This window comes from Methanomassiliicoccus sp., assembly GCA_033485155.1.
Taxonomy (GTDB): domain Archaea; phylum Thermoplasmatota; class Thermoplasmata; order Methanomassiliicoccales; family Methanomassiliicoccaceae; genus UBA6.
Genome location: JAWQJJ010000003.1, coordinates 145,551 through 166,407 on the forward strand (window position 1 = coordinate 145,551; position 20,857 = coordinate 166,407).

A 20,857-nucleotide genomic window follows, 5' to 3' on the forward strand; every position below is an offset into this window, starting at 1 on the left:
GGTGCTCATGCGATTACCCCAGTTCGTAACTGGTGATCCCGAACATCTTGTTGAAGAACGTCGCAGGGATGTACTTGGTGTAGATCCTGGCGGTCCTGAACGACTCCGTCAGACCGATATCCCTCGCCAGCGCCATCCCGACGGCGTTGAGCTCAGGAACGTCAAGGAAGTACCTCTGCCCGGGGATCGTGGATATGAGCCCGTGAAGTATGCTCTCTGCAGTCGTGCGGTCCTCGGCGAACAGCGGGCCGACCCTGTGACCTGTTCGACAGGGCCTGATCGCCCCGTAACCTTGCAGTTCACCGTTGTGGATGCAGGCAAGAGCTGTCGTACCCTCCTGCGTCAGGAACGACCGGAGGAACTCACGACGTGATGCCTGGAAGACATGAGCATCATAGCGGATCAGATCATCGAACGGTACCTCGCTGACAGGCACAAGGTCTGCGAAAATATTCTGTTCGCCCAGGCCCTCAAAGCGGTGGTTCCAGTGCGAGAAGGAAAACCCCTTGTCCAGATATGTCGGGACCATCGCAGGGACGCCGTCTCCCATAACGTTGCGGTCAGCGCCATGATCCATCAAGAAACGGAGCATCTGCCTCCCCAGCCCGTGGCCGCGAAGGTCGGGGCGGACGATCAGGAAGCCGGCGAAGCTCATGTCCCCTGGGTAGCTGACCAGCGACCCCATTGCCGCGGCCTCGCCGTTCACCTCACCGATGAAGAAGCCGCGAGGATCGGCCCGGAAGAACGGCTCCGCGTCGCGGATGCCAGGATTCCACCCCTCCTTTGCGGCCCATTCGAGCGCGAGGTCCACCTCGCTCCTCTTCATGTTCCTGATGGCCATGCTCCCCGGGACGATCATAGCCATGTCGCATCGTCACTTCTTAATATAATTACACCATCATAATTATTAGTCCAGGTTCCTAGAATCCATTAAACTGGCCATTTGAACAGATGATATCGGGAGAGCGGCCGGAAAAGAGGTGAAGGGAGCGCTCGCGCCATGAGGGCTGCTGCCGACGCCACCTATCCGAATCTTGAGTTGGACAATCCAGTGCCTAGTTGAATATGGAGAAAAAGAGAAAGGGAGGCCGCGAGGCCTCGTTGCTCACTTCTTCTCGTTCTTCCTCCGGTAGAGAAGGAAGCCGATGACCAAGAGCGCAGCGACCAGGACGGCGAAGATGCCAGCGGTCCACAGGATGCTGCCGTTATCACCGTTCACGGGCGCAGTCTTCGCGATGCTCAGCGTCGCCAGGTCGGTGGTCTCGCCGGCCGATGTGCTCACCGTCTGAGTGATCGTCTGGAAGCCATCCTTGGTTATCGTGAGCGTATACGAACCGGACGGCACCCCAGTGAACTCGAAGTAACCGTTCACGTCGGTTATCGTGGTCATTCCGTTGCTCAGCGTGACCGTGGCGTTGGCGACCACGTTGCCGTCGGCGCCCTTGATCGATCCGCATATCACTCCCTTGTCCGAGAGCGTGGTAAAGGTGCTCTCCGAAGTCATCTCGTTCCCGGCCAGGTCCTTGCCTGATATGGTGATTGAGTACTCGGTGCCGTAAGCGAGCGAGGTGGACGGAGTCAACGTTGCTACGTTGCCGTTCCAAGTGATCGTTCCGGCAACACCGTTCACCACGATGTTCACCGACGAGATGTTCATCGCTTCGGAGAACTCGACCATGATAACCGAGCTGATCGCTACGTTACTGCCGCTGGGAGATATGGTCGCGGTCGGCGCCACATCGTCGACGATCTCGAACTCTACTTCGGTCGAGTTCCAGTTGCCGGCGTAGTCGCGTGCTTTGACGATCACGATGTGTTGCCCGTTAGCTAACGAGAGGAGGTGCGAGGTGTTATGCCCAACATCCACGAACGAACCTCCATCCACACTGATCCAGTACCGGCCGATTCCCGAGGCCGAGGAACCGCTCCAAGAAACATGGACGTCGGTAGAGCCAACGTTCGAGTCGTTCATCGGCTCGGTGATGACGATCGATGGCAGCTCGATCTCGATGTTGAAGACCTTGCTCGCCACCTGGAAATTGCCGGCATGGTCGTAGGCGCGGACGGAAACGGTGTGCTGCCCGTCGGCGAGCGCCGTGAACTCGTAGTAGTAGTTCGTCACGTCGATGAACGCTCCACCGTCCAGGGAAACGGACATGTTGGCGATGCCGCTCGCGTCCGACGCGGTCCAGGTGACGTTCATTACCGTGATGTTGTACCACGCGCCGACCGCCGGGCTGGTTATGGTCACTTCAGGAGCATCGGAGTCTACGATGTAGAACGGCAGCTCATCGGCCATGCTTCCGCCGTCGATGAGGTAGCGCTCGTTCGACTGCCAGTCGACCCAGAAGTTGCCGCGTATGGTAGAATTCCAGGTGTTGGTGCCGTCGTCGTAAGCCTGGACATGGCTCGAACTGTACTCAGACGTAGCTCCCCTGTTGTCGATGAGCGCATTATCGTAGATCAAATTAGAGCTACTGCTCATGACGTAGATGCCGTAGTCAGCGGAATCGACGATCGTGTTGCCGACGAGGGTGTTGTTGCTCGAGGCGGTCAATAAGATGCCATGGCTGGTCGAGCCGACCATCGAATTGTCAATGGCGGTGATGTTGTTCGAACTGTCTAGATAGATACCATTCCCATTGCCGTTGCAGGTGTTGTTCGAAACGATTATGTTGCTCGAGCTCCCCACGAAGATCCCTTCCCACGGTGCGTTGATGAACACATTGTCATCGATTATGCAGTGGTTCGACAGGAACATGCAGACCGGGTTGGTGGCGTTATCGATCTTATTATCCTCGATGACTAGGTACGAAGATATGCCGATGACCACACCGCCATAGTTCATGGAAAGCCCGCTGATGTCAGCATCGGTCACGTTGAGCAGAATGATCTCGCCGATACCAGAAGAGGGAACGGATGCGCCATCCAGGTCTGCGTTCTTCAGGAAGTAGACCGGTAGGCCGTTGACTGTGTTGGTTGAGGTTATCTTCATCACATCGACATACTCTTGAACATCCAGGGGGTCTGCCCAGAGATCGAACGAGCAGTTGACGAGGGTGTTGCCATCCATGTACCCGGTGCAATTATTCAGGTAGATCCCTACACCGCTCACGTCTGTGCAGGTGTTGTTCGACACGGTGCAACGGCTCGATGAGCCCACCATGATGCCACTATCGCCGCCGATGCAGGTGTTGTTCGACACCAGACTGTCGTTTGAAATGCCCAGAAGGATAGCTCCCCCGGAGATGTCACGGTAAGTGTTGTTGATGATGATGCTATTACCCGAGAATTCTATGAAAATGCCGTAGTAATCGTTACTACCAGTGTTGTTCGAGAAGGTGCTGTTGTCAGAGTATGATAACCGGATTCCGGCGAAAGTGCTGTTACAGCAGTTGTTGGTTAGGGTGCTGTTGCTCGAAAATTCCAGAAAGATCCCTTGGAACATGTTGCCATTGCAGGTGTTGTGCGACAGAACGGACCTGCTAGATTCATCCAGCCATATGCCGTCCTGATCATTGCCATTGCAGGTGTTGTTCAAGAAATCGTTATTGGTTGACCAGATCGACCGGATGCCGAAACTATTGTCGCTGCAGTTGTTGTCCAGGACATCATTGTTGTTCGAGGAATACAGATAGATGCCGATCTCGATGATGCCGCTGCAGTTGTTGTTCGATATGATGTTGTTGTTCGATGAGGATAGATACATCCCACGATAACCACTGCAGTTGTTGTTCGATATGGTGTTGTTGTTCGATGAGCCTAGGAGGATATCGACGCCACTGGACAAGCCATTGATTGCGTTGCCTACGATTGTCACGTTGCTCGATCTATAGATGTTGATGCCGTGGTAAGAGGTAGTGATGGTACAGCTCCTTATGGTCACGAACAGGCTGGTTTCGGATATCGATATCGCCGTGCCACTTCCTGCGTCGAAGCTCAGGTTAGCGATCGTGTACGGGTTCTCGGCCGAGCCGTCGCCAGTCCACCCCTTTGTTGAGGCTTGACTGACGAGATCTGAATTTCCGTATATGACGATCGGGTCTGACGGGGTGAGCGAGGCGCTCGCCATCGGTGACGCCAGAACCATCAGTTCGGTCATTAACAAGGCAGCTACTGTGATAGCAGACAAAATCTTTCGTCCGATGATCATCCCTTCTACTGTAGTACGGGCGCCGGAGGTTTCCCCAACCTCGTTGGTGACGTTTCTACTAGCCGTGTCACTTCCAATACTGATATTTAATATTATATAAGTTTATATTATTAGATGATAACCAGTGATCTTCAAGGAACATGGGGCGTCCATAAGCAACCTTTCTATCCATGCGACGTTAGAACCACCCGTTAGATGTTATCGTGGTGCTAATTAGCTTCAGGCGGAGGAGCGTGGAATTGGGAATAAGAAAAAGATCGACGGAGTATCAAGAATAAAGAGCGCCGCTCTGGGGCACATGCTCAGCCCCAGGGCGAATTAAGAGGTTTATCCGGACTGGCGGACCAGTTCGGCGATGGCATCCCCGGCCTGGGTGGTGTTCAACGTTCCGCCCATGTCCGCGGTGACCTTCTTCTGCTTCATGGCCATCTTGACCGCCCATTCGATCATTTTGCCGAGGTCCGGGCGGCCTAGGGTGTCGATCATAATCTTCCCGGCCAGGATGGCGGCGATGGGGTTGGCCTTTCCCTTTCCGGCAATATCCGGCGCGGAGCCGTGCACCGGCTCGAACATTGATACGCCACCGGGGCAAATGTTGCCCGAGGCGGCTACGCCTAGCCCGCCCATGATCTCCGCCCCGAGGTCGGTCAGGATATCTCCGAACATGTTGGGGCAGGCGACAACGCCAAAACGCTCCGGTGCACGGACCAGCGCCATGGCCATGGCGTCGACGAACATGTACTCCACGGGAATGCCGTGCTGCTTGGACTTGGCGTCGAACACGTTGCGCCACAGGCCGTACAGCTCGGTACAGACATTGGCCTTGTCCACTGCCGTGACCTTAGGCCGGTTGAGGCGCTTGGCCGTCTCGAAGCAATAATCGGCGAAGCGCTCGATGCCCCGGCGGGACATCATGCCAATCTCAAAGGCGAACTCCTCGTCCGAGGAGACCTTCGAGCGGAGATCGAGGTCCACGGAGTACAGCTCTCGCTTGAGGCTCATCCGCGCCTCGGCCTGACGCCCCTTGAGCACTCCTCCGGCGCCCATGTACAGGTCCTCGGTGTTCTCCCGGAGGAACATGATGTCGAAATCCTTCTCCCCCTTGAGCGGGGTGTAGGGATGCCAGGCCTTGGACGGCCGCATGTTGATGTACTGGTCGAAGGTGGTCCGCATCTTGATGAGAATGCCCTTCTCGAGCACGCCGGGCGCCACGCGGGGATCGCCGATGGCACCGAAGTACACTGCCTGATGCTGCCGCATGAAGGCGATGTCCTCGTCGGTCAGGAGTTCCCCGGTCCTCAGGTAGCGGTCGGAGCCGAGGTCCATGTGGTCAAGCTGGAGCTTGACGCCCTCGGTATCGGCCGCCGCCTGCAGGACCTTCACGCCCTCGGCGATGACTTCCTTGCCGATGCCGTCACCAGGGGCCACGGCTATCTTGAACATCGCTTGGCCTCCTTGATGCGGGCCATCAGGCCACCGGAACTGATGAGGTCCTTGACATACTGGGGGTACTCAGGGAACGACCATTCCTTCCCAGTGGTCTCATTGCGCACTTTTCCCCTATCGACATCGACGGAAATCGTATCGCCCTCGCTGGCCTCGATCTTGCACTCCACGAGGACGAGGCCTATGTTGATCGAGTTGCGGTAGAAGATACGAGCGAAGCTCTCGGCGATCACGCAGTCCACCCCAGCCTGCCTGATGGAGCGAGGGGCATGCTCCCTCGAGGAACCACATCCGAAGTTCTTTCCCGCCACAATGATGTCGCCCCTCTTGACCCCCTTGGTCATGTCCGGGCGGACCCGCTCGAACAGGAAATCTCCGAGGTGGCTGTTGTTCTCGCTGATAAGACGGTCCGCCGGTATGATCTGGTCGGTATCCACATGGTCCCCGAAGCGCCATGCCTTTCCCTTGAACTGTTCCATGATATCACCTCACTCCGGCGCCACGATGCGCCCGGCAATCGCGCTCGCCGCCACCACCGCCGGCCCGGCGAGGTACACGTACGAGTCCTTGTGCCCCATGCGGCCGATGAAGTTACGGTTGGTGCTGGAGACGCACTTCTCGCCCTTAGCCAGCACGCCCATGTGACCTCCCAGGCAGGCCGCGCAGGTCGGCCCGGAGACGAACGCTCCAGCCCTCACGAACTCGGCGAGGAGACCTTCCTCCATCGCCTGCTGGTACACCTCGGTGGAGGCCGGCACCACGACCATCCGCACGTCCCTGTGCACTCTCTTGCCGTGCAGCACCTTGGCCGCGACGCGCAGGTCTTCGATACGACCATTGGTGCACGAACCGAGGAAGGCTTGGTCGATTGTCACGTCCACCTCGCTAGCCACTTTGCCGTTGCTGGGCAGGTGGGGCAGGGCGACCATGTAATCTAGGTCTCCCAGGTCATACATCAGCTCCTTCCAGTAGCGAGCTTCAGGATCGGCGGCCACCGGCGTATAGGTGCCCCGCACCCGGCCCCGAAGATGCTCCTCGGTGCGTTGGTCGCAGGGGAAGATGCCCGCCTTCCCCCCGGCCTCGATGGCCATGTTGCTGACCGTGAGGCGATCGGAAACCGGGACCGCGGCGATCCCGGGACCGGAGAACTCGAAAGCCTTGTAGTTGGCACCGTCCACCCCGATGTCGGTGATTATCTTTATGATCAGATCCTTGCCGGACACCATCTTGCGGAAGCTGCCCGTCAGCTTGACATTGATGGCCTCGGGGACCTTGAACCACAGACGGCCCTCGGCGAAGCATGCCGCAGCCTCGGTGCTGCCGATACCGGTGGAGAACGCATTGATGCCTCCATAGGTGCAGGTGTGCGAGTCGGCACCGACGATCAGCCGACCGGGGGCGGCGAAGCCCTCGTCGACCATCACCTGATGGCAAACCCCTCCACGCCCGACCTCGAAGTAATGGGGCAGGGAGTATTTTTGAACGAAACGGCGCATCTCCGCGGCCTGCTCGGCCGAGGCGACGTCCTTGTTGGGTACAAAGTGATCGGGGATGAGGACGATCTTGTCCTTGACGGGAGGGCACTCCAGCGCCTCGAACTCTTGGAAGGCCAGCGGCGCAGTGACGTCGTTGGCCATGACATAGTCTATCTCCGCTTCCACGATCTGCCCGGCGTGGGCGTCCGTCCCGGAGTGGGCGGACATGATCTTCTCTGAGATGGTCTTCTCGCCTTTCATCGTCATAGCTCCTTCTTGCGGCAGTAGAGGCGGTCCAGCGCCTCCATGGTGGCGTCCACGCTCGTGTTCACGATATCGCTTCCCACCGCCTTACCAATGGACATCTTCTTCTTGCCGCCGTTCCTGGCCACGCGGACGGTGACCTCGCACAGCGAGTCGCTGCCGCCGGTGATGGCGCTGAGGCGATATTCCTCCAGGGATATGTCATTACCCATCACCGACTTGATGGCGTTGATGGCCGCATCCACCGGCCCGATGCCTATAGAAGTGCCCGTCTTCTTCTCGCCGTTTACCTCGATGGATACCACCGCCGTGGGCGTGGTGTTGATGCCTGTGAACACCGCGAACTCCTTGAGGCGGACGTTCTGCGCCTCCCTCTGTCCAAGGATGTGGGAGGCGAGCGCGACGAGCTCCGCGTCGTCCACATCCTTGCCGCTGTCGGCGAGCTTCTTGACTTTGTCGACAACCTGGGAGACCTGTTCGTCAGTTAGGTCCACGCCGTACTCCCCCAGCTTCTCTTTCACCGAATGGGCTCCGGTGTGCTTTCCGATCACGATGCTCCTCTGCACCCCGACCAGCTCCGGGCCGAAGGCCTCGTAGGTGCTGGGATCTCCCAGTACTCCGTGCACATGGATGCCCGACTCGTGGGCGAAGGCATTGTTGCCTGTGATAGCCTTGTTCGCGGGGATGGGGTAACCAGTTAATCGACTGACCAGCTTGGAGATCGGTCCGATCTTGCGGGTATCGATCGAAGTCTCGGTGCCGTAGAAGGCCATGAGCGAGAGTACCGTCTCCTCCAGGGCGGCGTTGCCGGCTCTCTCCCCTAGCCCGTTGACGGTAACATGCACCTGCTGGGCCCCTTGCCTCACCGCGGCCATGGAATTGGCTACCGCCAGGCCGAAGTCGTCGTGGCAGTGAATGGATATAGGGACCCTGGTCACGGCCATGAGCTCCTTTATGAGGTACTCCATCGCCGGGGGCGAGATCGTGCCTACAGTGTCCGGTACGTTGATCTTGTCCACCCCTGCCCCCTGCACCGCGATGTGCATTTCCTTGAGGAAGTCAAGATCGGTGCGGGTGGCGTCCTCGCAGGAGAACTCCACGGTTAGGCCGTGGGCCTTGGCGTACTCGATCGAGTCGACCGCCCTAGCCTTGACCTGCTCCCGGTCCATCTTGAGCTTGTACTTCAGATGTATGTCCGAGGTAGCGATGAAGGTGTGCACATAATCGATCCCACAGCTCAGCAGGACATCGATGTCTCTGCGGTTGCATCGAGCGAGTCCACAGATGCGGGCCCGGGATACGCTGGACCGTACCATGCGCACCGCCTTCTGCTCCCCCACCGATGCCGCCGGGAAGCCCGCCTCGATAACGTCCACCCCCAGTTCGTCCAGGGCCTGGGCTATGCGCACCTTGTCCTCGGCGGATAGTGCGATGCCGGGGGTCTGCTCTCCGTCGCGGAGGGTGGTGTCGAGGACCATCACCCGGGAGGGAAGGGAATCGATGCGGGCCATGGTGTTGAATTGGCTAGTGTACACTCTCTTTCGGTCCAGAGCGGGACGCGGGGACCGGGATTGCTCTGTAGCTCTTAGGTCGACCATAGGAATCGCCTCAAGTAGCCCGGGATAAAGCAATGCGCCTAATACTCACGCAAAATCAATGCCACTTCGTTGGCAATGACGCAGCTTATCCGGGACTCGTTCACGGCAAAAGGGCATAGAATGAAGGGCGCTTATAAATCCTTCCTTCACGTCGATAGCAAACTCATCGAGCCTGGAAGGCGGCCTGGCAATAGGTCACGCTCCAAAGGCCAGACGCTGGGATGGCGACGAAGCGCTTTCCGTCGAACGAGACGGCGATATCGATGCGCTCACCCCTCTCCACGAGCTGTTCGCTCCCCCGCCAATCCACGCTCGAACTGCCATCACCCAGTGTCAGGACCCTGGGACTGGACGCAAGAGAGACGATGGAATAGGTTGTTCGAGCTGTCGACACCAAAGTACATGGATATGGACGACACGAGGTGGCGGGTGCGATCGTCGACCCGAACTAGCGATCCCCTTCGCAGTGTCCGCTGCTGGGAGTCCCCTCACCTGACGCGGCCGGGGGAGGTGAGCACCGATGCGATTACTACAATTGCTGCGGCGATCGCGACGACCGCCGAGCACCCGGACCTCCGCCGAACCCATCGTCATGGATGGGATATCGATGTCACCGACCTTACTGGTGCACCGATCCCACAGGTCGGTTCACACACCCCGCTTCTCTCCCCAGATGATCTTGTGTAGCTGGGGCATGACCCGAACCATCAGCCGGTCGGCCAGCACCCACTCTGCCAGCGGCTTGAGGGTCGTGCCCCCCACCGGGGTGAAGATCGCCGGAGCGTTGACCTCATGCTCTCTCAGCACCTTGCGGGCGAACAGATAGTCCACCCGGTCGGCGATGACGAATTTGGCCTGGTCATGGGGAGAGAGGAACTCTAGGTTGTCCATCAGGGTGCGATCGGCCATCCCTGAGCTGGGGCACTTGACGTCCATAGAGATCATTATGTCCTCGGAGTTAGGCAGGCTCTCCAGCGGGAGCGAGCCGTTGGTCTCGAGGGTCACGTGGTACTCATTGTCGATGAGGAGGTTGATGAGGCGATAGATGTCCTCCTGCAGGAGGGGCTCCCCCCCGGTAAGGCTGACGAAGGGCACGCCCTTGCGCTCTACCCTTTCGAAGACCTCGTCAACCGTCATCTCCTCCCCGCCCTGCCGGGCATACTTCGTATCGCACCACGAGCAATCAAGGTTGCAGCCGACTGTACGCACGAAGGTGGTGGGCGTACCCATGAGCACCCCCTCCCCTTGCAGGGAATAGAAGATCTCGCAGATCCTCATTCCGAGGCCTCGTACGATATAGGATCCTTGACCCCCGCTTCCTCGAACCCCTTTAAGCGTAGGAGGCAGGAGTCACAGTGCCCGCAAGCCTTCTCTCCCCCTTGGTAGCACGACCAGGTCAGGTGCAGGGGAGCATCCAGCTTCTTGGCCAGGGCGACTATCTGCCCCTTGCTCATACTGAGGATGGGAGCCTCGATGCGGATCGGGCGGCCTTCCACGCCGGCCTTGGTCCCGACCCCCAGCACGTGCTGGAAGGCTTGCATGAACTCCGGGCGGCAGTCTGGATAGCCAGAGTAGTCGACAGCGTTCGCGCCGATGAAGATAGCTTCCGCGCCCTCCGTCTCGGCCAGGCCAGCGGCCAAGCTGAGCATGATAATATTTCTCGCCGGCACATAGGTCACCGGGATGTCATCAGGGACGCCTTCCAGGGAGGCTCGTCGAGGAACGTCGACGGTCTTCGAGGTCAGCGCGCTGGTGGTCAGGAAGCTGAGGTCCAACTGGGTCATGACATGCCTCTTGACCCTATAATGTTCGGACACCGCCCGGGCCGAGTTCAGCTCCCGGGAGTGCCGCTGACCGTAGCTGATGGTCAGAGGAACGACCTCGTAGCCCTTGGAGATGGCGTAGGCCATGGTGGTGGTGGAGTCAAGACCTCCGGACAGCAGAACGACGGCTTTGCTCAATCTCCCACCTCTCGCTTGACCCACGCAGTCTGCCCCCTCTCCTCGTCCAGGCCGATCTCTACGATCGAGACATTCGGGGGCAGGTCCAGCAGCTTGATGAGGCGATTCACGATGAGCTCGGCCAGCTCCTCGGCGCTGGTCTGGGAGAGGTCCAGGATAGCCACGTCCTCATTGGGGAACACATATCGCTTGGGCCCCACCATCACCTCGACCTCACGGCCCCGCTTGATCGATACGCTCTTGGAGCGTGACGGCAGCAGAACACGGTGGTCAAGCTCGTCCACGATCTTCTTCAGCGCCTTCTTCAGGTCCACGAAGTCCATGACCATGCCGTCATCGGCCTTCTCGCCGTAGAGTACGAGGTGCAGAGTATAGCTGTGCCCGTGGAGCCTTCCGCACTTGTCGTGGCCAGGTATAAAATGGGAAGCAGAGAACTTGATGCCCGAGTACTCGCCGTCGATCTCGATTCTCATATGTATCGGACAGGTATCTCGCTTTTTAGCATTTACACCTTCCCCTTATCTCTGGCCGTCGTCCCGAAGCGAGGGATCGTTTTCATCGAGAACGTACGTTCGCCGATCGGGGGCCAGTAAGTCACAGATCGCTCCGGACGATAAAGGGCTCAAGGGACGAGATTGCATGCCGGGCACTTGCCTACCTTGGACATTAGTGGCGGCCTCCCTGAGCTCTTCGGTTATAGACGGTAACGCTTCTCATACTATGGGCGTGGCGGTCGAGCGGCCGCCCGTTCGTTGGATGAGAGCAGCGGACGAGACCCGCGCCGTTGTGGATCTCTGCGCCCTTTGACAGCATCCCGCAGCCGTCAGGTCGGTGATGAACGCGCATTCCGATGCATACGGGAGGAGCGTCCAGAGGACGACGGTCACGGCGGACATGAGCGTCCCTTAATAGCAGCGGACTGGTTCGTCCGTCCATCAATAGCCGGCGACGTTCGGATACAGGGGAGTTATCGATGACCGGGTTGGCAGAAAATAGGCGGGCCCATGATGAACCGGTTGCGCACGATGATCGCCGAAGTTACGGAGCTTAGCGCAGGTGAACCTAAAAACCCGTGCATCACCGTCCGGCCTAGGTTCGGTGCATGTTCCTCGAGGCCAGGACCGATGCCAGGGCGATGGAGTCCGCATAGCTCGCCTTAGCTCTGGAGGTATCGATGTACGGCTGGTCGATGTTGAGCACAGGTGCGCCCAGGGCCTTCCCTCCGCCCAGGAAGTGCAGCGTGCGGAAGATCAGGTTGCCGGAGATGCCATCCGGAGCGACAATCACATCGCACACCCGGGCGGCGTCCTCGATGAGGATCTGAACGTCACGGGCGTCTATACCCTCGCGGACCAGCGCATCGATCGCCCCGGCGGCGGCATCGATGGTGCGGTCCACTGCGGCCATGCGCCCTCGATCGGAGCTCCGGCCGCCGGACATGATGCCGACCACCGGGCGGGGGACAATGGGCATTATCGTTCTAACCGAGAGCCTGGCCATCTCGACCTTCTCCTCTACCGTCCATCCCTCGTCGATGCCCACCGGGGCGAGGAGGAACATCCTACCTCCGACCGGCTCGAGGAAGGCGGCCCGCAGGACCTTGGGAACGTCGAAGACCGAGCGGACCGCAGCCATGGCCTCATTCGAACCCATGTCCCCTCGCACCGCCGCGTCAATACGGCCGGCAGATAGGTCTCTCGCCATCTCCATGGGATCGCGATAGAGCGTCACCTCGCCCAGGCCCAACCTGAGCGCCTCCTCCCGGCTCTTAATTACCTTGGCCTCGTCCTTGCCAGCCCCGATGCCGATGTGCATCCTGAGGTCTCTGGCCCGGGACAGCACGAGGTCTGAGGTGATCATCCGCCGGTCATCACCCGGAGCAGATTAATATTTCTCCCCCTCAACTGCTCGGCTGATATCGTCGGAGAGCGGGGGCGGGACCGGGGATGAGATAAGTGTTATGGAATAACCACGCCGCATTGGGATGTCAGGGTGGGCATCACCCACTCTGTGATCAGCCCAGGATCATGTCTGTGCGGTAGTCCGACCACTGTCTCTCGCCCAGGGCGATCTCGAACTCCACGGGCGTAAGGATGGGCCTGCTGTAGCGGAGGTAATCATCGATGGCTATGCGGGGGCAGGCCGTGGATACGTATGCATCGGCGTGATATGGGAGAAGACGATCGGGATGGAACTCCTCGAGCAGCACGATCTCCGCTGCCTTCCCATGGGCCTCGGCCTTGCGCTTCAGTTCCTGGGCCCGCTCCATCCTGATCTGCCCGACCTTGGTAGACACAAGAATGAGGAACCGGTTGGCCTCGGTCGCCCGGGTAATGGCGGCGAACCGTTGCCGCATGATGCGATCCTTGAGGTCGCCGATCTCCCGCACCTCGTTCATAAGGGGGTCGATGATCAATACCGGACGGTCGGACTCGATGGCCACGCTGAGAGGATGGAAATTGCCGCTGCCGAGGTACATGAACTGGTCCACCCCGTCCATGATCGAGGACACGGAGGTTATGTTGCAGCCGAGGACCTGGCCTTCGAACTTGATGCGAGCGTCCCCCCGGCCGATGCGCACCTCCTTGCCATGCGCCTCCAGCCATTCCCTGACTCCAGATAGCATGCCCACATGTTGGACCGTGGTCAGGAGGCCGATGCGACCCTTGAGCTTCGGAAGGGCCTGTTCAAGCAGGCCAGTGATGTCGATATTCACAAAGATCTCGACGAAAAGCACGCGGTCGTCCTTAGGCATCGACGGTATCTCGGAATGCCCGAACTGGACAAGGGCGTCGGCGTAGTCGCGGAACCGGACGGTGTAATCGCAAGCGCCGTAGCAAGGATCGCCCACGATGAGGATGGATGCTCCGGTCGTGGCCTCTAGCTCGCGAGCGATGGATTGAGCGTGGACCTTCAATCCCTCTGGCATCTGCAGGGCGATCGTGCGCGCGCCGACCGCCCTGATCCAGGCGGCGACCTCTTCCAGCCTGAAGTCGTACAGACGCTTTCCTCCGTTGGGGTAAAAACAGGAAAAGGTTAGGTTAAATCGTTTAGGACACCAACTCGGCACCCTTCTCGATGTCGAGGTAGCAGGGGGAGGGGAGCTTCATGGACGCCTTCCACATGGCCTCCTTGGCCACGTTGAACGCCTGCTGGGTGACTCGGATGGTCATGACGGTGGTGCCGCCCTGGACCCGGGCGGCGGTGCCGACAGCCTTACCGAAGGCCGCCCTCATCCCACCGGACACACGGTCCGCACCGGCGCCGGTCGCCATCTTGTGCTCCCGGAGCACGATGTGCGGATAGAGCCTGATCTTGAGGTGGAAGGACGCCGTGGTGGTGCCCTTAGACAGGGCACGGTTGGCCGCGATACGGGCCGCCTCAAGAGAAGTATGCCTTACCTGGCAGGGCTCCTTGAACTTGAGATTCATGACGATGGGGAAGTCCCCGTTGGTGGTGCCAAGATCGAAGGTGTTGATGCGTGGGGCTGGTACTCCGCCCATATACTCCCTGCGAGTGTAGGCCTGGCCCCTTATCTGACGGTACATTCTTCCGGGCTTGCGCGACATAAAGGTTCACCTGTGAGATACGATTTGAAGGTTGGGTTCATTATTGTTTTTGTATTTATAACTGGTGGCCCACCCCAGGCCACCAGGAAGAAAAAGGAAACCTTCTGGCTAACTCTTGGTGATCATTGGCTTCTCGCTGACGAGGGACAAATCCTCGACCTTTCCGTCGATCAGCTCGAGCTTGACCCTGACCTCGCCTCTTTCCATAAATATCGACGCCTTGCGCAGCATGGACTGATAAACGGCGATGCGCTTACCGGACGCGGACAGCTTCATGTCCGCGCACCGGAGCAGGCCAAGGTTCTCGAGCATCCGGATCCTATTATAGCAAGCGGAGATCGGAATCCCCAGGTTCTCGCTCATATCCGACGCCGTCCTCGGCTTATCGATCGACCAGACCAGAATTCGCGCCGCATACTCGTCGTTCATCACACCTGAAGCTGTGAGTGCATCCATTTCCATCCCTGGTGCGCCGAATCGCTATCTAACGATATAATTCATTGCATTGTTATCTATCGCGATTCTTGTAATTCTTGAACAATGAAAAATGGGATGTTCGCTCTTTATTTCGAACAACCATATCGCCCTCATGTCAGGGCCGGAGGGATGCAGTCCAGAGGTCGAAGCGGAGATAAAAAGGCGGTTGAAGAGGATGGCTGAGGTATATGGAGAGGTGCCGCTGGTGTCGGAGGTTCTCGCGGCAAGCCCGGACCTGTTCCTGCCGTTCACCGACCTATCTAAAAGGCTCCTGCTGGAACCACAGTACCTGAGCTCCAAGGAGATGGAGATCGCCGCGGTGGCGGCAAGCGTGGCCCTAGGAAGCGAGTTCTGCCTGAACGTCCACCTTCCCCGAGCCCTGAAGACAGGCGCCACTAGGGAGGAGCTCATCGAGGTCATCATGATCGCCTCCTTCATGTCCATGACCAAGGCGCAGTCGGTGGCGTTCAGGAAGCTCGACGAACAGAGCTAAAAGCCGGCACGGGCAAGCGAGGTTTTTTCTACCCCCTGCTCGAAAACCTGCATCGATGGGACCGGTGGACATCCAACGGATGATCAGGTCGAGGGTGGCGATGCTCACCAACGCCAATCCCGATCTGTCGATAGAGGACGACCTCATAGACGGGGTTTGGGGACTGCTGACGCTTAGGGAACGAGGACATCTGGTGGGCTTCGAGTTCCTGGAGACCGAGGAGAGCTGGAGGAGGCCGGATGCTGTGATTCAGTATTTCGAGGCCTCTGACGACGGTTACTACGTCGGCGTAGTGGTGCCTGAAGATGATTACGACGAGATCACCGAGCGAGTTTACACCATGGGCGAGCTTCCAGTGATGATCTTAACCTACGAGGGCCTGGGAGTCGCTCCGATGCAGCTCGGCTGAGGGCCGACCTCGATGTCGATGCTCAGGCATCGGTCTAAGGCAACCTCTATGGCCCGATGATGGGCGAAGACTACCAGCTTCCTCAAGGGGGCGAAACCTATTTCATGGCCATCCCCCTCTCCTGCTCTGTCGGCAAGGTCGGTCAATGGTCAAGAAGAGGATATCTAACAGGGAGGCCAGGGGCATAGCCCGGCGCCGGATGGCCCGGCTCATGGACCTTGCTGCCCTTGAGGCCAAGGAAGGTCATCAGGAGCGCAGCCGGAGGTATGTTTCCCTGGCCTGCTCCATAGGCATGCGGACCAACACCCGCATGCTCAAGGAACGACTGTACTGCCATGAGTGCATGATCGCCCTGGTGCCCGGACACAACTGCCGGGTCCGCTTGCGATCGTGCCGGATCAGCGTGCATTGCCTGGCCTGTGGCTATGTCCGACGGGTGCCGTACCTGAGCGAGAAGAGAGGTGTCGAGCGTGCCAACGAAGAAGACGAAGAAAGAACTGGTAAAGATGGGGTCGGAGATCGATCCGACGGTACACGTGGGAAAGGAGGGCCTCACCGAGGGAATAGTGGAGGAGGTCAAGGTCCAGCTGAAAAGGGCCAAACTGATCAAGGTCAGGGTCCTTCCCGCGGCAGACCAGAACAAGGACGAGGTGGCCGAGGAGCTAGCGGCGAGAACAGGGGCCAAGGTCGTGGAGACCAGGGGTTTCACCGTCCTGCTCAGTGAGGCAAGTCTTTTTGATGACAAAGCGCATTGACGCCATAAAGATGACTGGCCATGCTAGATATCGATCTCATTCGCAATGACCCGGAAAGGGTGCGCGCGTCCCTGCGGAACCGTAACTATTCAGAGCAGCTTTTGGACGAATTCCTGCGCATCGACGGGGAATGGCGAAAGCTCATTGACGAAGGCAACCGCCTGAAGTACGAGCGGAACCGGGCCTCCGAGGCGGTGCCCAAGTTAAAGGGGGAGGAGAAGCAGAAGATCATCGCCGAGATGCGCCAGGTATCGGAGAGGATCAAACAGATCGACGCTTCCGTGCTGGAACTGGAAGCCGCACGGGCGGAGGTCGTTCTGAACATTCCCAACGTCCCTGACGTCACCGTGCCGGTGGGTAAGGACTCCGCCGACAATGTGATCATGAGGACCTGGGGAAGGGACCGCAACTTCGACTTCACCCCCAAGAAGCACTTCGAGCTCGGGGAGGAGCTGGACATTATCGATTTCGTCCGAGGCGCTAAGATTACCGGCAGCGGGTTCTTCGTTCTCAAGGGGGACGGCGCTAGGTTGGACCGTGCGCTCACCCAGTTCATGCTGGACCTCCACCACGGGCAGGGCTATACCGAGATCTTCCCGCCCGCCATCGTCAACAAGGGTGCGGTCATCGGTACAGGCCAATACCCCAAGATGAAGGAGGACATGTATTGGTGTGAACGTGACGACCTGTGGCTGAACCCCACCGCCGAGGTGCCGGTCACCAATCTGCACCAGGACGAGATCTTCGAGAAGAACCAGTTGCCCATCGCATACACTGCCTACCTGCCTTCGTTCCGCCGAGAGGCGGGCAGGAACGCCGATACCCGGGGCATCATCCGTGTTCACCAGTTCAACAAGGTCGAGCTGGTCAAGTTCGTGTTCCCGGAGACCTCGTTCCAGGACCTTGAAGTCCTGAGGAACGACGCTGAGGCGGTGCTGCAGGGCCTGGAGCTACCGTACCGCGTCCTGCTGCTGTGCACTGGAGACATGGGCTTCGCCAGCGCCAAGACATACGACCTGGAGGCGTACGCACCCGGTCAGGGGCAGTGGCTGGAGGTGTCCTCGTGCTCCTGCTTCACCGACTTCCAGGCTCGGCGGGCCCGCATTAAGTATCGGCCGGAACCGCATTTGAAGAGCGAGTTTGTGCACACCCTGAACGGTTCGGGGGTGGCACTCCCGAGGACTATGGTGGCGGTCATGGAGAATTATCAGAACAAGGACGGCACCATTACTATCCCCAAGGTCCTGCGCCCATATATGCAGGGGCAGGAACTGATCGAGTAGATGCCTTTGTATTGGCGGGCCATCACCCGCCTGCTTTTTCATTTTCCCTTAGCCGACTATCCCGGCCATACTCATTAAATAAGCTCCTATCGTTCCGCAAGGGGACGCATTATGGACGGCATGTCGATGGGGACGGTCCTGCTGCAGATCCTTGTGCTGTTCGCTCTGGCCAAGGTCGGCGGGCTAATATGTGAGAGGTTCGGGATCTCCTCGGTCATCGGCGAGATAGCGGCGGGGATCATCGTGGCAAATACCGTCCTGTTCCAATGGTTGAGTTTGGACCTAGATATGTCCCTGTTCGAGATCCTCAGCGAACTGGGAGTCATCTTCCTGCTGTTCGCGGTGGGCCTGGAAACGCCGTTCTCGGAGCTTCGGAAGGTCGGGCGGACAGCCACCTTGGTCGCCGTTCTGGGCGTGATAATACCATTCTTCGCCGGTTTCGCCCTGATCCTCGGCCTCGGTCATCTGCAAACCGAGGCCATGTTCATCGGCGCGGCCATGGTCGCCACGAGCGTCGGCATCACCGCCCGGGTGATCAAGGATATGGACCTCACCCGCTCCATCGAGTCCCGCGTGATCATTGGAGCGGCAGTCATAGACGATGTTCTGGGCATGATCGTCCTGGCCATCGTCGTAGGCATCGCCAACGGGGGTTCCAACGGCATATTGGACATCGTATTGGTGTCGGCCACGGGAATCGCCTTCGTCCTGCTGGTGATCTTCTTCGGCTCCATAGTGCTGCCCAATGCCAGGAAGCGTGTCAACGGCAAGAGTGTCCCGGTGACAGACGACAGCACGGTGTGCGTCAAGAAGCGGAAGTTTACCATTACCGCCCTGCCCCTGGCCATCATTATTTGTCTCGTATTGTCCTATGCCGCTTCCCTTGTCGGCCTGGCTGCCATCATCGGCGCGTTCCTGGCGGGCATGGCCTTCGCCGAGTTCAAGGACAAGTGGCCGTGCGACGAGGACTTCAAGCCCATCAATGCCTTCCTGGTCCCATTCTTCTTCCTCTTCGTCGGCATGTCGGTGAGCCTATCCTCCTTCAGCGATGTTCTTCTGATCGCGGTGGCCATCACCCTGCTGGCGATCGTCACCAAGTACATCGGCTGTAGTCTCGGCTCGTTAAAGCTGGGCCGGGGATCAGCCAACATCATCGGCGTGGGCATGGTCCCCCGGGGAGAGGTGGGCATAATCGTGGCGACCATCGGACTGGGCATGGGTGTCGTAAGCCAGAACCTGTTCTCCGTCGTGGTGTTCATGTCCATGGCCACAACCATCGTCGCACCCTTCCTCCTCACCTGGGCGTTCCGCAGGAAGTACGGGGAGTGCCCGAACGGTGAGCCCGCCGAGGTAGAGCGGGTCGGGGCCCAGCACCAATGAAGGAGGAGAGCGCCTCGCCCTGGCCCAAGTGCCATTTACCTAGCTCAGGATGACCTTGTGTCCCTCGGTCTGGAACACCTCTTGGACCCTGGTGATTATCTGGGAGCGCACGGTGGGGTCCTTCTCCACGTCCTTGGTGTAGACGATGATGTCATAAAGGATGTTGGGACCCTGGATCTCCTCAGCCCGGATGGTGGGCTTGGGCTCCTTGACTATGCCTTCGATGTCGGAGATCGCCTCCTTGATGAAGCTCTCCACCTTCTCATGGGGAACCTCGAAGGACACCCTGATGGGCACGTTAATAGCATGGTTCGGCGCCCTCGAGTAGTTGTAGATCCTTCCCTGCAGGATCTCGTTGTTGGGCACGTCCACTATCTCCCCGTCCATCGTCTTGACCTTGGTGAAGACGAGACCTTTCTCGATGACGTCACACATCATCCCCTCGACGATGCGGATGCGGTCGCCGACCTCGAACGGACTGGTATCCATCAAGGCGATGCCGGACACGACATTCTGTATCGTAGAGTAGGAAAGGGCGATCCCCAGGCAGATGAATATGAGGGTGACCACTACCAGGAGGACCCCCACGGTCTCCATCCCGAGGATCAGAAAGATGTTGAAGAGAACGATGAGGAAGCCGATGATGATGAGTGAGTACCGAATCGCCGAGCTCATGAGATCGACGACGTGGGGATTGAACTTCTTGGAGCGGAACTTGACGTCCTCGAGGATCGTCTCCTCGACCTTGATGGCCAGATAGATGCCGACGATTATGGCTACGGTGACGATGATGTTGGACTCGTTAGCGCTGAGGAACTGAGCAAGGTCGCTGAACAGCTTGTCCAGACTCATGAACATGGATATGGCGATCAGAAGGACCAGGACGATCGAGCCAATGTATATGATGTAGCTGAGAAGAAGGGTAGTGAACTCCATGGCCGAGGGCATGGCCTTGTGGCTCCCGGCGTTGGCCCGGCTGCGGCGAGCAATCCGGCTGAGCACCAACACCAAGAGCTGGGCTACGAGGAAGATGATGACAATAGCGAAGGCCTTGAAGACATTGGTGGTGATGCCGGGCCAGTCGGGGTTCTCCGTCCATTTAAGCACCAGGGAGACGACGGCATATGTGGAGATGGCCAGCAAAGATATGATAAAGATAAGGGCCATCCGCCGGGAGGAGTCCAGGACTTCAGAGTCAAAGTATCGGCCCTCGTGAGCCTTCCAAATCTCGAAATGCTTGCTTAGGTACGACCACAGGTACAGCGACAGGGTGATCACTCCGATCAGAGCCAGGATGGGCCACCCGTAGCTGTTCATCCACTGCACATCCCCTACTTCCCCTACCTCGAACGGCAGGAAGGCTGGCGCAAGGACCATGAGCCCGCATATCCACAGGTAATATTAATGAACTTTCGTTCAGTCGTCAATTATTCTGGACGCGGGCATTGGTGCTTGGATCGTGGAGGATCGGCCCGCTCTCCAAGTTATTGTATGCCGTCCAGATGCGAGCATGTTGGGAGGGTTTAGGGCCCCATTGGTCGTCCTTTCTCTTTTTTCACCAGAAGCTCAAATCGTTCCTTGTCATCATTCGAGC

At 58.7% G+C, this 20,857-nt stretch carries 20 protein-coding genes; 5 read left to right on the forward strand and 15 right to left on the reverse strand.

Going from position 1 to position 20,857, the window contains the following annotated elements; genetic code table 11:
* Positions 1-13: 13 nt before the first annotated feature.
* The 14 genes from SA339_06300 to SA339_06365 form a co-directional block, all read right to left on the reverse strand.
* Positions 14-865, reverse strand: coding sequence for a GNAT family N-acetyltransferase (locus SA339_06300; protein ID MDW5562821.1), 852 nt, complete (start codon positions 863-865; stop codon positions 14-16).
* Positions 866-1,105: 240 nt separating this feature from the next.
* Positions 1,106-4,102, reverse strand: a complete 2,997-nt coding sequence (locus SA339_06305) for a NosD domain-containing protein (protein MDW5562822.1) — start codon at positions 4,100-4,102, stop codon at positions 1,106-1,108.
* Positions 4,103-4,480: 378 nt separating this feature from the next.
* Positions 4,481-5,596, reverse strand: a complete 1,116-nt coding sequence (locus SA339_06310) for an isocitrate/isopropylmalate dehydrogenase family protein (protein MDW5562823.1) — start codon at positions 5,594-5,596, stop codon at positions 4,481-4,483.
* On the reverse strand, positions 5,584-6,078 hold the full coding sequence (locus SA339_06315; protein ID MDW5562824.1) for a 3-isopropylmalate dehydratase: 495 nt from the start codon (positions 6,076-6,078) through the stop codon (positions 5,584-5,586). Before SA339_06315 ends, SA339_06310 begins: the two co-directional genes overlap by 13 nt.
* A gap of 9 nt (positions 6,079-6,087) precedes the next feature.
* Positions 6,088-7,335, reverse strand: a complete 1,248-nt coding sequence (locus tag SA339_06320; GenBank protein MDW5562825.1) for a 3-isopropylmalate dehydratase large subunit — start codon at positions 7,333-7,335, stop codon at positions 6,088-6,090.
* Between the two features lie 2 nt (positions 7,336-7,337).
* Positions 7,338-8,936: a 2-isopropylmalate synthase gene (locus SA339_06325; protein MDW5562826.1), complete on the reverse strand. Its 1,599-nt coding sequence runs from the start codon at positions 8,934-8,936 to the stop codon at positions 7,338-7,340.
* Positions 8,937-9,099: 163 nt separating this feature from the next.
* Positions 9,100-9,330, reverse strand: a complete 231-nt coding sequence (locus SA339_06330) for a hypothetical protein (GenBank protein ID MDW5562827.1) — start codon at positions 9,328-9,330, stop codon at positions 9,100-9,102.
* 254 nt (positions 9,331-9,584) lie between these two features.
* Complete coding sequence (locus SA339_06335; GenBank protein ID MDW5562828.1) at positions 9,585-10,214, reverse strand: radical SAM protein; 630 nt, start codon at positions 10,212-10,214, stop codon at positions 9,585-9,587.
* Positions 10,211-10,897, reverse strand: a complete 687-nt coding sequence (queC, locus tag SA339_06340; protein MDW5562829.1) for a 7-cyano-7-deazaguanine synthase QueC — start codon at positions 10,895-10,897, stop codon at positions 10,211-10,213. Before queC ends, SA339_06335 begins: the two co-directional genes overlap by 4 nt.
* The gene (locus SA339_06345) at positions 10,894-11,370 is read right to left on the reverse strand and encodes a 6-pyruvoyl tetrahydropterin synthase family protein (protein MDW5562830.1); all 477 of its coding nucleotides are present in this window, start codon (positions 11,368-11,370) and stop codon (positions 10,894-10,896) included. Before SA339_06345 ends, queC begins: the two co-directional genes overlap by 4 nt.
* Before the next feature lie 616 nt (positions 11,371-11,986).
* A complete protein-coding gene (locus tag SA339_06350) occupies positions 11,987-12,757 on the reverse strand; it encodes a methanogen marker protein 4 (GenBank protein ID MDW5562831.1) in 771 nt (256 codons plus the stop codon).
* A 154-nt stretch (positions 12,758-12,911) separates the two neighbouring features.
* Positions 12,912-13,967: a diphthamide biosynthesis enzyme Dph2 gene (gene dph2 / locus SA339_06355; protein MDW5562832.1), complete on the reverse strand. Its 1,056-nt coding sequence runs from the start codon at positions 13,965-13,967 to the stop codon at positions 12,912-12,914.
* Entirely contained in the window at positions 13,948-14,445 is a 498-nt protein-coding gene (locus SA339_06360; protein MDW5562833.1) for a 50S ribosomal protein L16, read from the reverse strand. The genes dph2 and SA339_06360 overlap by 20 nt, the downstream gene beginning before the upstream one ends.
* Positions 14,446-14,574: 129 nt before the next feature.
* Positions 14,575-14,922, reverse strand: a complete 348-nt coding sequence (locus tag SA339_06365) for a hypothetical protein (GenBank protein MDW5562834.1) — start codon at positions 14,920-14,922, stop codon at positions 14,575-14,577.
* Between the two features lie 133 nt (positions 14,923-15,055).
* Between SA339_06365 and SA339_06370 the strand changes: the two genes are divergently transcribed.
* The 5 genes from SA339_06370 to SA339_06390 all read left to right on the forward strand — a co-directional run bounded on the left by SA339_06370 (position 15,056) and on the right by SA339_06390 (position 19,263).
* Positions 15,056-15,436 (forward strand): carboxymuconolactone decarboxylase family protein, encoded by a 381-nt coding sequence (locus tag SA339_06370; protein MDW5562835.1) that lies wholly within the window; start codon positions 15,056-15,058, stop codon positions 15,434-15,436.
* Positions 15,437-15,491: 55 nt separating this feature from the next.
* Positions 15,492-15,845 (forward strand): hypothetical protein, encoded by a 354-nt coding sequence (locus tag SA339_06375; protein ID MDW5562836.1) that lies wholly within the window; start codon positions 15,492-15,494, stop codon positions 15,843-15,845.
* Positions 15,846-16,315: 470 nt separating this feature from the next.
* Positions 16,316-16,600 (forward strand): YhbY family RNA-binding protein, encoded by a 285-nt coding sequence (locus SA339_06380; GenBank protein ID MDW5562837.1) that lies wholly within the window; start codon positions 16,316-16,318, stop codon positions 16,598-16,600.
* A gap of 20 nt (positions 16,601-16,620) precedes the next feature.
* On the forward strand, positions 16,621-17,883 hold the full coding sequence (serS, locus tag SA339_06385) for a serine--tRNA ligase (GenBank protein MDW5562838.1): 1,263 nt from the start codon (positions 16,621-16,623) through the stop codon (positions 17,881-17,883).
* Between the two features lie 111 nt (positions 17,884-17,994).
* Entirely contained in the window at positions 17,995-19,263 is a 1,269-nt protein-coding gene (locus SA339_06390) for a cation:proton antiporter (GenBank protein MDW5562839.1), read from the forward strand.
* 39 nt (positions 19,264-19,302) lie between these two features.
* On the opposite strand, the gene SA339_06395 is transcribed toward SA339_06390, so the two are convergent.
* Positions 19,303-20,640 (reverse strand): mechanosensitive ion channel family protein, encoded by a 1,338-nt coding sequence (locus SA339_06395; protein MDW5562840.1) that lies wholly within the window; start codon positions 20,638-20,640, stop codon positions 19,303-19,305.
* Positions 20,641-20,857: the final 217 nt, after the last annotated feature.

Bases quoted from the DNA above. Each gene is read 5' to 3' on its own strand.
- SA339_06350 (MDW5562831.1), bottom strand. From the start codon at position 12,757: ATGATCACCTCAGACCTCGTGCTGTCCCGGGCCAGAGACCTCAGGATG.
- SA339_06325 (MDW5562826.1), bottom strand. From the start codon at position 8,936: ATGGTCGACCTAAGAGCTACAGAGCAATCCCGGTCCCCGCGTCCCGCT.
- SA339_06370 (MDW5562835.1), top strand. From the start codon at position 15,056: ATGTCAGGGCCGGAGGGATGCAGTCCAGAGGTCGAAGCGGAGATAAAA.
- SA339_06310 (MDW5562823.1), bottom strand. From the start codon at position 5,596: ATGTTCAAGATAGCCGTGGCCCCTGGTGACGGCATCGGCAAGGAAGTC.
- SA339_06390 (MDW5562839.1), top strand. From the start codon at position 17,995: ATGGACGGCATGTCGATGGGGACGGTCCTGCTGCAGATCCTTGTGCTG.
- serS (MDW5562838.1), top strand. From the start codon at position 16,621: ATGCTAGATATCGATCTCATTCGCAATGACCCGGAAAGGGTGCGCGCG.
- SA339_06305 (MDW5562822.1), bottom strand. From the start codon at position 4,102: ATGACCGAACTGATGGTTCTGGCGTCACCGATGGCGAGCGCCTCGCTC.
- SA339_06335 (MDW5562828.1), bottom strand. From the start codon at position 10,214: ATGAGGATCTGCGAGATCTTCTATTCCCTGCAAGGGGAGGGGGTGCTC.
- SA339_06360 (MDW5562833.1), bottom strand. From the start codon at position 14,445: ATGTACCGTCAGATAAGGGGCCAGGCCTACACTCGCAGGGAGTATATG.
- SA339_06395 (MDW5562840.1), bottom strand. From the start codon at position 20,640: ATGGTCCTTGCGCCAGCCTTCCTGCCGTTCGAGGTAGGGGAAGTAGGG.
- SA339_06345 (MDW5562830.1), bottom strand. From the start codon at position 11,370: ATGAGAATCGAGATCGACGGCGAGTACTCGGGCATCAAGTTCTCTGCT.
- SA339_06320 (MDW5562825.1), bottom strand. From the start codon at position 7,335: ATGAAAGGCGAGAAGACCATCTCAGAGAAGATCATGTCCGCCCACTCC.
- SA339_06375 (MDW5562836.1), top strand. From the start codon at position 15,492: ATGGGACCGGTGGACATCCAACGGATGATCAGGTCGAGGGTGGCGATG.
- SA339_06365 (MDW5562834.1), bottom strand. From the start codon at position 14,922: ATGGATGCACTCACAGCTTCAGGTGTGATGAACGACGAGTATGCGGCG.
- SA339_06315 (MDW5562824.1), bottom strand. From the start codon at position 6,078: ATGGAACAGTTCAAGGGAAAGGCATGGCGCTTCGGGGACCATGTGGAT.
- SA339_06300 (MDW5562821.1), bottom strand. From the start codon at position 865: ATGGCTATGATCGTCCCGGGGAGCATGGCCATCAGGAACATGAAGAGG.